Source organism: Microcoleus sp. Pol8_D6 (genome assembly GCF_036700965.1).
Classification (GTDB): domain Bacteria; phylum Cyanobacteriota; class Cyanobacteriia; order Cyanobacteriales; family Microcoleaceae; genus Microcoleus.
In genome coordinates, this window is sequence record NZ_JAUBPW010000047.1 from 41,799 (window position 1) to 54,242 (window position 12,444).

Genomic DNA, 12,444 nt, shown 5'->3' on the forward strand with positions numbered 1-12,444 from the left:
CGAGGTTCCAGGCAAGAAGCAGGTTTGGTTGAGCTAGGAAACTCACGAAAGCAAGAAAATGGCGGAGGTATTCTCAGCTAACAGTGCGTCATACCCGTTGAAAACAAGAGTGCAACTGTAGCGAAGCTCGAAAGCAAGAGCTTCATCATTCATTCGGAATTATTTAATCTAAAATCTAAAATCTAAAATTGTATAAGTCTCGTGCTTGCTCCTGATTTGTGTCTGTATGCGAGGGGTTTTGAGGGCAAGGAAACACCTCGATCGCCCGTGAGTGAAATTACAGGCTAGAACAGTTAAAGTGTTAGGGAGCAATTAGTCATCAGCCTATGCCGTTGCCCCGATTCGCGAGTAAAACTTCTCAACACCAAACAAAAATCTCCCTGCGTCACCTTCTAGTGGCCTCTTTTGTGCTGCAAATTGTCGCCGTAGTAGGGATTGTCGGGTATCTGTCCTTTCGCAACGGAGACAAAGCAGTCGAAGAACTCGCCGATAAATTGATCGCGGAGACGGGAAAGAGAGTTGAAGAAAAGCTGATTTCTTTTCTCGAACCTACCCAGTGGGTAAATAAACTTAACGCTGAAGCGATCGAGCGCGGTGAATTAAACTTACAGTTAGAAAAACCGCAGCCTCGGGGAGAGAAGTTCCTTTGGCAGCAAATGCGATCTTTTAAAAGCATTCAATGGATATCCTTCGGTGCTGCAAAATCAGGAGAATATCTTGGCATTTGGCGCAACCCCACGGATAACAGCTTGCAAATTGTCGCGGCGAACCAGTATACTAAGTTTCAGACCATATACTACGCTACAGACGGCAGAGGCACTCGCACCGCTAAATTAAAGGCAGAACCCGGAACCTATGATGCCCGTCTCCGCCCCTGGTACAAGGAAGCTGTCGCAGCTAATAAACCGATTTGGACGAGCATTTATCCGGGTTTTACTCCTGGGACTGTTTTTATTGCTGCCAGCCAACCGATTCGCGATCGAAATGGTAAATTGCTGGGAGTTAGTGCCGTACACTTTTCGCTCTTGGAACTTCAGCAATATCTCCATCGCATCAAGCTTAGCAAAACGGGACAAATTTTCGCGATCGAACGATCGGGCTTGCTGGTTGCCAGTTCAAGTCAAGAATCAGCCTTTAGAAAGATGTCTGGAAAGCCGCAACTGCAGCGGGTGAATGTTTTAGACAGCCAAACTCCTGTCATTCGTACCGCAGCTAAATATTTGTACGAACACTTCGGGGGCTTTGGCGACATTAAGCAGCGGCAGCAACTGAAATTTAGCCGAGACGGGCAGGAATATTTTGTGGAAGTGCTGCCGTTTTCTGATGTTTATGGTTTGAACTGGCTGATTGCGATCGCAGTTCCCGAATCGGATTTCATGGGGCAAATTAACAAAAATACGCGCACTACAATTTTACTTTGTTGGGGGGCGCTGCTGCTATCGACAATTGCTGGAATGCTGACAGCGAGGTGGGTAACGCTGCCGCTGCTGCGGCTCAACGAAGCAGCTAAAGATATTGCCGCCAGAGAATTTGATCGCCCTGTTGCTTTCAGTAGGCTTGAGGAAGTCGGCGAATTAGCCGAGTCTTTCAACGAGATGGCAGCTCAACTGAAACAGTCTTTTCAAGCTTTGGCAGAAAGTGAAGAAAAATTTGCCCAACTGGTAGAAAATTTGCCTGTTGGAGTCGCGGCGATCAATCCGGGCGGCGCAGTTATTTTCATGAATTCGGCGGGTGAGCAGATATTGGGTAGGGGAGAAATGCCCGATGCTACCGCACAAGAGCTACCACAAGCTTATCAAATTTATATAGCAGGCACTAATCGATTGTACCCGGCCGAGCAAATGCCGTTTGTGCGGGCGTTGAGTGGCTTCGAGGTGATTGCGGAAGATATGGATATTCGCCGAGACGGGAAAAATATTCGTTTGGAAGTGCGAGCGCTGCCGGTGTTGGACGGTGCGGGGAATATCCTTTATGTTCTTAATGTTTTTAAAGATATTACGGCTCGCAAACAGGCAGAGCAAATATTGGCTGACTACAACCGTACTCTGGAAATTGAAGTAGTCGATCGCACGATCGAGCTAGCCTCGATCAATGCCCGCTTGCAGCTCGAAATTGAGGAGCGCAAGCAAGCTGAAAAAATTATCCGTCAAGAGCGCGACTTTAACTTAAAGATTATCGAAAATTCTCCGATTTTTTTTGTGGCGATCGACTCTGAGGGTAAAATCCTGCTGGCGAATAACAGTATGCTGGAAGCTGTGGGCTATACTGCCACGGAAGTTGCAGGCAAAGATTACTTAGCTACATTTGTACCCGCAAGCGATCGAGCCGGATTACATTCAATTTTTACGGGCGTAACAGCGCGGGAGCAAACGGTTAACGAACATCGCATTCTCACTTCTGACGATCGGACTTTGTTAGTCGAGTGGCACGGCACACCAGTGCTCGACGAAGGTGGCAGCCTGGATTTCTTGTTTGGATTTGGGATTGATATTGGTGATCGCAAACAAGCACAATTAGCCTTGCAAAAAAGCGAAGCTCTGTTTCACAAATTAGCGAACACTGTTCCCGGAGAACTTTACATATTCGTGCAGCATCCCGACGGCTCAGTCAAGATGGAATATATCAGTCCTCTATGCCGAGAAATTCAAGAATTAGAGCCGGAGGAAATCCAGAACAACTTTGCTTTATTCTACGAACAAATACACCCGGACGATCGCTCCAGCCACTTCGAGGCACTTGTCAAAAGTGCCACTGATCTAGAACCATTTTCCCACGAGTGGCGGATTGTGACAGCATCGGGAAAACTCAAATGGCTGCAAGGTTATTCTAGACCCGAATTGCGCGAGAATGGAGATATTGTCTGGCACGGCATAATCATTGATACGAGCGATCGCAAACAAGCAGAACAAGAACTCCAACAAGCCAAAGAAGCCGCAGAAGCTGCCAACAAAACTAAAAGCCTCTTTCTCGCCAACATGAGCCACGAATTGCGAACCCCCCTCAACGCCATTCTCGGCTTCGCTCAATTAATGGAACCCAGCACTAATTTAACTTTGCCGGAAAAAGAAAATATCAAAATTATTCGCCGCAGCGGAGAACACCTGCTGCAACTGATCAATCAAGTCTTAGACTTATCTAAAATAGAAGCTGGGCGCATGACACTCAACGCCAAAATTTTTGACTTGTACCGCTTGCTGGGGGAAGTGCAAAATATGTTTCAAATTGCGGCGATGAATAAAGGATTGCAATTAATTATTGACTACTTTTCCGATGTTCCCCAATACGTGCAAACTGATGATGTCAAGTTGCGACAAGTGCTAATTAATTTATTAGATAATGCGGTTAAATTTACCCAATTTGGTTCAGTTTTAGTCACAGTATGCTCCAAGAAAAAAGGAATAATTGAGCATATAAAAAACGATTTTTTAAATATTGAAGAACCTCAAAAAACTATTTTTATTGGTTTTGAAATAGCCGATACAGGAGTTGGTATTTCCCCGGAAAAATTAGAAAGCATATTTGAATTATTGGTGCAAGCTTCATCAGAAAAGCAAGTTCAAACAGGTACGGGTTTAGGATTAAACATCAGCCGCGAGTTCATAAGATTAATGGGCGGCGACATTACCGTCGAGAGCGAAGTGGGACAAGGGACTGTCTTCAAGTTTGATATTCAAGTTGTTACCGCAGTGGGTGCTGGTGAAGTCATCAATAAATATGTTGAAGTCAATGATTTATCGCAGAGTTCAAGTATGGTACAAGAAAAAATATCTGATAGTGCTGCAATATTTACGCTGGACTCCAAGCCGAAAGTTTCCCCAGAATGGACGAGCAATCTAAAACGGGCAGTTCGTGAGGCTGACTTCGACTTGATTGCCACAACTATTGAGGAAATCGGCAGCGATAATGATGTTTTTGCGGAAGTTATGAGGAATCATCTCTATAATTTTGATTATCAAAAAATACTAGATTTGATTGCTGAAATTGAGCTGTAGATTGCTGAGTTTTCGGGGGCGGCTAAGCTCACCTTATCTATAAAGTAGCTGTTCTGCATTGATGCTCCCAGAACAGTTATTTGAGCGACTGCCACAATAGTCATGATAGGGCATAAAATCCTCGCTCAGATGCTCAATACACTCCGATAATTATCATGCTGGATTTGCTGCTAACAATTGAGTGTTTGACTTGACTTTTTTCAAGCTAGAGTTAACCCCCCCGATCGCCATTTTGGTAAGGGGAAATCGAGGGGGTTAACTATTATTTGTCAAGTATCGGAGGATATCAAGCAGGGTTCGCTTCGGCTCGTCTTTGTAACAGGCGGGCAATTTCAGCTTTTTCTACAAGTCCTACGAGAACGCCGTTTTCGCGAATGACGGGGAGTTCTTGTACTTTGAGTTGTTCTAGGAGGGTGACGACTTCGAGGAGGGATAATTCCGGTTTGACGGTGGTGGAAAATTCGATCGGCTTCAGGAGTTCTTTGACGAAAACTTGGGGCCAAGTTCCGGTAGGAATGGTTTTGAGGTCGTCTAGGTCGATCGCACCTACCAATTGTCCGGCATCATCTGTTGCCAGGAATCTGCGCCAGGTTTGAGTGCTACCGATCACGTAGTTGTTGGCAAATTCTCTGAGGGACAAGTCTTGCGAGACGATCGGACTTTCGGGGGTAACAGCATCTGCGGCTGTCAGGCCTGCCAGTTGATTTTGGACTGTGGCATATTGGGCAGATTGACCGGCATTTTGTAGTAAGAACCAACCGATTACTAGATTCCAAATATTGCCGAATACGCCTGTAGCAATGGCAATCCAACCAATTATTTGACCTACGCGGCTAGCAAAAATTACACCTTTGTAAGGGTTGCCAGTAATTTTCCAGACAATTGCTTTGAGGATGTTGCCGCCGTCAAGGGGCAAACCGGGAATTAAGTTAAATAAGGCTAAAACTAAGTTAATGGAAGCTAAAAGTCCGACGATGGCGGCTGCGGGGCCTGTGAGACCAGCACCGATGCCGATCGCTGTTAACAAACCGGATAAAAATAAGCTGACCAACGGGCCTGCAATGGCTACCCAAAATGCTTCTGCGGGGGTTTTAGATTCTCTTTCTAAATTAGCCAGTCCGCCAAACAGAAATAGCGAAATCGATTTCACGCCAATTCCCTGTTTAATGGCTACCCAACTGTGTCCTAATTCGTGGGCTAAGACGGAAGCAAATAACAGTAACGCTGTGAATAATCCCAGCATCCAGGGCGCTACGGGGCCCAATGTGGGAAACAGGGCAGCTAGTGCACCGCCGTACTGCCAGGTTACTAAACCCAGAACTAAAAACCAAGATGCGTTGACAAAGAAGGGAATCCCAAACAGGCTGCCGACGCGAAATGTACCGTTCATAATCGCTACCTCTGACTTTACGAATGAGAGGTTTTTCTCTCTGTCTCCTTATCGTAACGAAACGTAACGGCGATGTTAATGCTTCCATTAGGGTGTTATCCGTCTGTGGAGGTTCGGTTTGCGGAATAATCAACGCCGACTGCGGTTTGGCCCGCTAGGGGTTAAAAATCCTTATCTCAAAACGGAAGTTTTCGCTATGAGGCTTGAGGAGGATATTTGTTTTAGTTTTCTGTTTTAGTTTGCAATCTCTTTTAACTCACGCCCAGAGCACCTCTGTCATGAACAGGCAAGATGTCTGTTACACAACAGATGAATTTTCTTTCTTGTGGGGAGTAGGAGTTGGGCATTCTGCCCGTCACGAACAGGCAAGATGCCTGTTCCACAAAAATTAAATTTTATTGTGGGGTGGGCACGCGAGCCCGCCAATAAAAGCCTGATTGAGAATGTTGCAACCTATGAGTTTCAAGCAGATTTAGCTATAATGACTTACCCTAAGAATAGTTTAGGTGCTAATAATTATGCCAGAATCTTTTTTGCTCGGTCGGCTGCTGCTGCAATTCAACAGCGAAGCGGCGGATATTATTACAGACTTATCCGCTGTTGCTTTAACTCCCGATGGCAATTTGTGGCTGGGTTCAGATGAAACGACTTCGATCGAGCGTTTGTCGCTTGTGGCGCCTCATATTTTTGGAGAACATCAAAGATTTGCGATCGCGGATTTTATCGATCTACCTGGAAAATCCGAAATCGATATAGAAGGAATGGATTTCAGCGGCGATTATCTGTGGCTGATGGGTTCTCACAGCACAAAACGCAAAAAAACTAAAGGCAAAGACGCAGACAAAGACATTGAAAGATTAGCACAAATCGAGACTGAGGTCAACCGCTATTTGCTAGCGCGCATTCCTATGAAAGACGGGATTTTGTGCGAGTCAATTTCCCCTTCAAACAATCCCGAAACCCAACTGAAAGCGGGATGTCTTCAGCGGACAGAAACAGGCAATTTGCTGACAGATGCGCTCAAAGATGACAGCCACATCGGTTTGTATTTATCTGTGCCGATTCCGAGTAAAGAAAATGGCTTTGATATTGAAGGGTTGGCGGTGCGCGGAAATCGCATTTTGCTCGGTTTGCGGGGGCCGGTGCTGCGGGGTTGGGCGATAATTTTAGAGATAGAAGTTGAAGAGGCTCAAGCGGGAGTTTTAAGGCTTAAGGAAATTGGGGAAGGAGGGAAATTGTACAACAAACATTTTGTTGATTTGAACGGTTTGGGCGTGCGAGAATTGTGCTGGAACGGGGAAGATTTGATTGTTTTAGCCGGGCCGACGATGACGCTATCTGGGGCGACGAGGGTTTTTCGGTTAAAGGGGATTTTAGGGCGATCGGGCGACAGTATTACTGGGCAAGATGGGGGAGATTTGGAGGTATTGTTTGACTTGCCTTTTAAAGTGGGTACGGACAATGCTGAAGGGTTGAGCCTGTTTCCGTATTTGGGGGAGCAGAATTCGCTGTTAGTGGTTTACGATTCGCCGGATGCGGGGAGAATGGTTGAGGAAAGTGCTATTCTTGCTGATGTTTTTAAATTAGGTTCGTAGTAGTATGGTGCGTGATAACGGGAGATATTTGGGATAATTAATCAGCCATTAAGTGACGCACCATGCGATTAGGAAGATGCGTCAGGTGTAATTGTTTCGAGAATTAATTAGACATTAACTGACGCACCCTAGAAATTAAGTTAATTGTCGATCGCATCCCTCCGCCGCTGGCTGTAGCGTTTCAATTCATCAATTAAGTGAGTATCGTTAGAAGCTGTTCTCGCGCCCGCTTCCGCCGCCCAGCGCTTCAAATCTTCAATTTGCGATCGCGCGATCGCAGCTAAAGGTACTGTATCCTCGATCGACCTCAAAATATCCTCCGTCATCAAATCCCGGCGCTGTCCGTTTACAAAAGTTCCAAAGGCCCGATACAATCCATCTATTACCACTTGCTCAATTTCTGCACCGCTAAAATTCTCAGCGCGTTTCGCCAAAACTCCCAAATCAAACTCGCGCAATCTAGTCGGCCGCAAACGCTGCAAATGCACTTTAAAAATATCTTGCCGTTCCAATTCAGAGGGCAAATTTAAAAAGAAAATTTCATCAAACCTGCCTTTTCTCAGCAACTCTGCCGGCAAAATCCGTACGTTATTTGCAGTTGCAACAATAAACACCGGACTTGTTTTTTCCTGCATCCAAGTAATCAAACTGCCGAATACCCGGCGCGAAGTTCCTGAATCGCCGTCGCTACCGCTGATAATGTTGCCGAAGGCTTTATCTATTTCATCGATCCACAAAACGCAAGGTGCGATCGCCTCTGCTAATTGTATCATTTGCCTGACGCGGCTTTCGCTTTCCCCGACCACGCCGCCAAACAATCTCCCAGTATCCAAGCGCAACAGTGGCAAACGCCATTCGCAAGCAATAGTTTTCGCAGATAAAGATTTACCTGTGCCTTGAATTCCTACTAACAAAACGCCTTTCGGATTGGGTATACCGTAGCGACGCGCTTCGTCAGTAAAAGCATCTTGCCGCATTTTTACCCACTGTTTCAAATTCTCCAAGCCGCCCACACTTTTTAGGGATTCTCTGGAGTTAAAAAACTCCAAAATTCCCGTTTGGCGAATTGCTTGCTGTTTTTCCTCCAAAACTCCGTCAATATCTGACTCGTTAATTTGCTGTTTTGCAGCCAAAGCTTTAGCTAAAACCCGCCCGATTCTAGCGCGGCTCAAACCCTGACAAGCTTTAACCAACTGTTCCCTTGCTAAACCGCTAACTTGCAACTGTTGCGGCTTTTCCACAACGTGGGAAATTAAACTGTCGATTTCTTGGACGTTGGGCAAAGGAAAATCAATTACTGTTACTTCTTCTTTCAATTCTTCAGGTAATTCCAGCGTGTGAGAAGTAAGAACTATAGTTTTTTTGCTGCGCTTCAATTCTCGCGTTAAATTCCGCAATTCTCGCACTACCGCCGCGCTTTTTTCGCTGTATGGATATTTCAAAATTGGGTGCAAATCCCGCAGTACAAATATGGTATATTCTTCAACAGCAGTTTTGCTGACGCGATCGAGCGCCGCCATTACCGAACCTTTCCCTGAACCGTTATCCTCCCAGCCACGCACAAGATCCCAGAACAACACCCGGCGCGCGGGAGTTACTTGCAGCGCTACTTGGTCAATTACAGCCTCGACCGGTTCCTCCTCCGCGCTGACAATGTACAGCAGCGAATAGCGGGCGCGAATCATCAAATCTAGTCGCTTTACCAGTGCCTCGAAATGGTTATTTTTACTGCCATTGACGACATCTAATTCTTTGGGGTCTGGGTAATTTTCTGTCATTTTAGTGGATATTTTAGAGTAAAATTAAACTTTATTAAATATTTTTTTGGCAGTACGGACTTTAGTCTTTAAAAAAATTTAACCTAACTAAAGGTTTTCACTAAGGACTTGAGTCCTTAACAACTATTTAACCACACTAAAGTCCGTACTGCAAACGTTAAAATTATAACAGAATAGTAGGCAATTGACTACTTAGCAACTTTTCGAGCTTGTTTCACCATATCAATGAGAGTGTGATGAGCATCTTCGGCGTCTTTTAAAGTGCGATCGAAATTTACTCTAACAGGCACTGTTTCGTCGTTGACTTTAGCGGTTAAATCCATGCCATTGGCATCAATAGCGAGCATTTGAGCTTCCGTTGCCTGCGGTTGGTCGCCAAATGCTTGAGCGTACAGCACGACAGCACTAGCATGGTCTTCGTTCATGTGAGTGCAGATGCGATCGCTAATCTCAGTGGAAAACTGTTCTGACATAGGGAGATTCCTCAGATGCAATATCGATCGATTGTACTGCGATCGGAGTTGACCAGACACTTCGCAATTTGCTAAGATAACATTAAAACGATTCTAGCGGGAGTCTCATCGATGCGTAAATTTGTTTGTTATCCAGGAAACGTATGCACGTTATCTCTCAATCAGCGCTTAGGAAATTTTGGGAAAAGCATCCTGATGCCGAAACAAGCCTGCGCTATTGGTACAAAATTGCGACAATAGCTGAGTGGTCAAATCTAGCTGAAGTGAAATCAGTTTTTTCCTCCGCCGATCGAGTTGGCAACTTTACTGTGTTTAACATCAGAGGTAATAATTACAGACTGATTACTTTCATAGATTATGAATTTAAGCCTAAAAAATTTTTTATTAGAGCTGTACTTACACATGAAGAATACGACGAAGATAAATGGAAAAAAGACCCGTGGTATGAATAGACATCTCGAATAATTGTCGGGAGTAGGGGTTAGGCATCCTGCCTTCCCTTTACAGGCTTTTCTGGAGATGTCTAACGATCGTGTTCTACTTTCTTAATCTTGCATACTCACATGAAAAATTCTAGCGCTTATATCGAACTACTCAAAACATTTCCTCCCCGACCCATAACTGCTGAGGAGGAATTAATTGCAACTCAAAAAGCGATCGATTCTTTGTTGGACAAAGGCGACCTGACTCCAGACGAACGCGACTACCTCCATGTACTAGGAACTATGGTTTATGAGTACGAGCGAACTTTAGAACCCATACCTGACATTTACGGAGTAGAACTCTTAAAGGCTTTAATCGAAGATTTTGAACTCAGACAAAAAGACCTCGTTCCTATTTTTAAAACCGAGTCTATTGTCTCAGATATCCTCCGTGAAAAGCGCCAACTTACAACAGAACACATACAAAAACTTGCAGAGTTTTTCGGCGTATCGCCCGCTGTTTTCTTTCCGTTGCATCGAGTTAAAACAACTGCTTAAAATTAAATGGAGCGTTTTGGGCGGCCTGGTTTTAATAAAACTTTGGGTAATGCTATGAAAAATTTATGTTGCATAGCTTTTCATAATTAATATTATTACCTCCACCCTTGCCACGGGTTAACTTCAAGCACCCCAGAGGGTTTGAACACTACCTGAAACTGACTAAAAAGCTTTGGTTTACGAGCAGCTTTACGACAGGAAGGAAGAGAAGTTTCTGGGAGAAAATCCACCGCTTCGTGGTTAAGTGGCTGATAATCTATAATTGCCCCTTCTTCATTCACGGTAACGCGATAAACTAATGAAGTGTTGAAGCTGGGAGTCGAGCGCCAATTGTTGTCAATGTGGTCGTAAAGTTTCCGGTTCAACTGTGCAATTTCACCGGGGGAGATAATTTCCGAAGGTGCTGCCTCTACCTCTGGCGCAGGAGAGTTAACCTGAGTTGCAATCGGGATAGGTACAGGCCAAAGCTTAATAGTTTCATCTGCGCTGCCGCTGGCTAAAACAGGATTTTGAGAGCTAAAAGCGACAGACCAAACAGCCTTAGAATGATCCGCAAAATTTGTCAGAATTTCACCTGTTTTCAAGTTCCACAGCTTAATAGTTTTGTCGTAGCTGCCACTAGCTAAAGCCTGTCCATCCGGGCTAAAAGCAACTGAGAGCACCGGGCCGGAATGTCCTGTTAATGTGTGGAGAACTTTGCCATTTATAAACTGCCACAGCTTAACAGTTTTATCCGCACTGCCACTGGCTAAAGTTTTCCCGTCTGGACTGAAAGCAACAGATTTCACCGGCCCGTAATGCCCAGTCAGCGTGTAATTGCCGCCATCATCAAGCCACCAAATCTTGATAGTTCCATTCTCGCTGCCGCTTGCTAAAATTTTACTGTCTGGGCTAAAAGCGACAGATTGAATCCAGTCTGTATCTGGAAGTGTGCGGAGTAGTTTGCCATCGGGAAACTTCCACAATTTTACAGTTTTGTCGGTACTTCCAGAAGCGAGTAACTTTCCATCAGGACTGATACTTATTGCCTTGACATCATCCGCATGACCTTTCAAGGTATTGATTAGTATGCCAGTTTTGAGATTCCACAATTTAATTCGGTTATCCCAACTCCCGCTAGCCAGAAGATTGCCATCAGGACTAATGGCGAGGGCTTCAATTGCATCGGTATGTGCTTTTATGGTGTAAAGTAATTTGCCGGTTTGCAAGTTCCAGATTTTGATAATGCCGCCATAACAGCCACTGGCTAAAGTTTTGCCGTCTGGACTGAGTGCGATCGCATAAATCCACCCTGAATTATCTTTAAAACTGCTATAATATTTAGTGAACAACCCCGATTTAAACTGCGATACAGTTGTTTCCAATTCCGCAAAATACCTATAGAAGCCGATGCCCGCCGCCGTTACAACTGCTGTTAATGTCAAGGCTAAAGTTTTCCATTTAACTGCTTTTGATATCATCAACATGACCTCCCAAACTAAGTTTATGTAAAATAAACTTCCCGCTTCCAATTTCACAAAATTATTACTGAGGTTTTGGCTGAATTCTTAGTTGGATAAATTCTATCCAACACTTTTATTTAGCACTGTTACTTTGTCGGCGGTTGGGTGATGTTTTTGTGGTCTAGATTGGCGCTGAATCCAGGTGCGACAGAGGAATAAAACTATTATGGCGGTTATAGCTGCAATTCCAACAGGCGTTAAATATGTCCAGTGACCGGCCATTTTATCCCAGATGTGCCAGGTTACTAAAAACATAGCAAGGTAAGTGAGACTCTGCAATTTTTTCCAATTTTTCTTGAGCCTTTTCACACTCCAATCATTAGACGTGATAGCCAAAAGAGTAAAAATAATGAATGTTGCTACTCCCTGGAAGTAAACAAAATAAGTTTTGATATCTTTGATATCAAAGTTTCTTTGTTTGAAAAATATGAATCCGTGAGCTACAGCTAAAAAGAAAGAGAGGAGACCAATGAAACGGCGATATTTCAGCAGCCATTTGGGAAAGATATTTTTTCTTGTAAGAGGGAAAACAATTATCAAATTTGTGGGAAGCAGTGTGAGAATATAGGCTGTTAAGGCAGCGAATCCCAGGAGACTCGCCTGAGAAAATGTATCTAAATTTATCGTTGAAAATTGCATAACTTACCCTCACTGCTAAGTAAGCTGTCAAACATCTAAACTGCATTAACTAAGTTGCCTTTATTTTTTATCTTTCGGTTCCATTTCATAATTAG

The 12,444-nt window shown here is 44.3% G+C and carries 9 protein-coding genes; 4 read left to right on the forward strand and 5 right to left on the reverse strand.

Annotated elements, in window-relative coordinates; all coding sequences use genetic code 11:
- The first annotated feature begins 326 nt into the window (after nt 1-326).
- Complete coding sequence (locus tag QUA10_RS18935; protein WP_333083992.1) at nt 327-3,992, forward strand: PAS domain S-box protein; 3,666 nt, start codon at nt 327-329, stop codon at nt 3,990-3,992.
- Nucleotides 3,993-4,278: 286 nt separating this feature from the next.
- On the opposite strand, the gene QUA10_RS18940 is transcribed toward QUA10_RS18935, so the two are convergent.
- The gene (locus QUA10_RS18940; RefSeq protein ID WP_333083991.1) at nt 4,279-5,382 is read right to left on the reverse strand and encodes a site-2 protease family protein; all 1,104 of its coding nucleotides are present in this window, start codon (nt 5,380-5,382) and stop codon (nt 4,279-4,281) included.
- 518 nt (nt 5,383-5,900) lie between these two features.
- Between QUA10_RS18940 and QUA10_RS18945 the strand changes: the two genes are divergently transcribed.
- Nucleotides 5,901-6,977, forward strand: coding sequence for a DUF3616 domain-containing protein (locus QUA10_RS18945; protein WP_333083990.1), 1,077 nt, complete (start codon nt 5,901-5,903; stop codon nt 6,975-6,977).
- A gap of 140 nt (nt 6,978-7,117) precedes the next feature.
- Here QUA10_RS18945 and QUA10_RS18950 read toward each other — a convergent pair whose 3' ends face one another.
- Nucleotides 7,118-8,755 (reverse strand): AAA family ATPase, encoded by a 1,638-nt coding sequence (locus QUA10_RS18950; RefSeq protein WP_333083989.1) that lies wholly within the window; start codon nt 8,753-8,755, stop codon nt 7,118-7,120.
- A 188-nt stretch (nt 8,756-8,943) separates the two neighbouring features.
- Nucleotides 8,944-9,228: a DUF2470 domain-containing protein gene (locus QUA10_RS18955; protein WP_333041199.1), complete on the reverse strand. Its 285-nt coding sequence runs from the start codon at nt 9,226-9,228 to the stop codon at nt 8,944-8,946.
- 143 nt (nt 9,229-9,371) lie between these two features.
- On the opposite strand from QUA10_RS18955, the gene QUA10_RS18960 reads away from it, so the two are divergent.
- Both QUA10_RS18960 and QUA10_RS18965 read left to right on the forward strand, forming a co-directional pair.
- The gene (locus QUA10_RS18960) at nt 9,372-9,680 is read left to right on the forward strand and encodes a type II toxin-antitoxin system HigB family toxin (protein WP_333083988.1); all 309 of its coding nucleotides are present in this window, start codon (nt 9,372-9,374) and stop codon (nt 9,678-9,680) included.
- A gap of 111 nt (nt 9,681-9,791) precedes the next feature.
- Nucleotides 9,792-10,208: a transcriptional regulator gene (locus QUA10_RS18965; protein WP_333083987.1), complete on the forward strand. Its 417-nt coding sequence runs from the start codon at nt 9,792-9,794 to the stop codon at nt 10,206-10,208.
- A gap of 95 nt (nt 10,209-10,303) precedes the next feature.
- Here the strand turns inward: QUA10_RS18965 and QUA10_RS18970 are convergent, their stop codons facing one another.
- On the reverse strand, nt 10,304-11,668 hold the full coding sequence (locus QUA10_RS18970) for a WD40 repeat domain-containing protein (RefSeq protein WP_333083986.1): 1,365 nt from the start codon (nt 11,666-11,668) through the stop codon (nt 10,304-10,306).
- Between the two features lie 102 nt (nt 11,669-11,770).
- Nucleotides 11,771-12,349 carry a ferric reductase-like transmembrane domain-containing protein gene (locus tag QUA10_RS18975; RefSeq protein ID WP_333083984.1) on the reverse strand — a complete coding sequence of 193 codons (579 nt, stop codon included), beginning with the start codon at nt 12,347-12,349 and terminating at the stop codon, nt 11,771-11,773.
- Nucleotides 12,350-12,444: the final 95 nt, after the last annotated feature.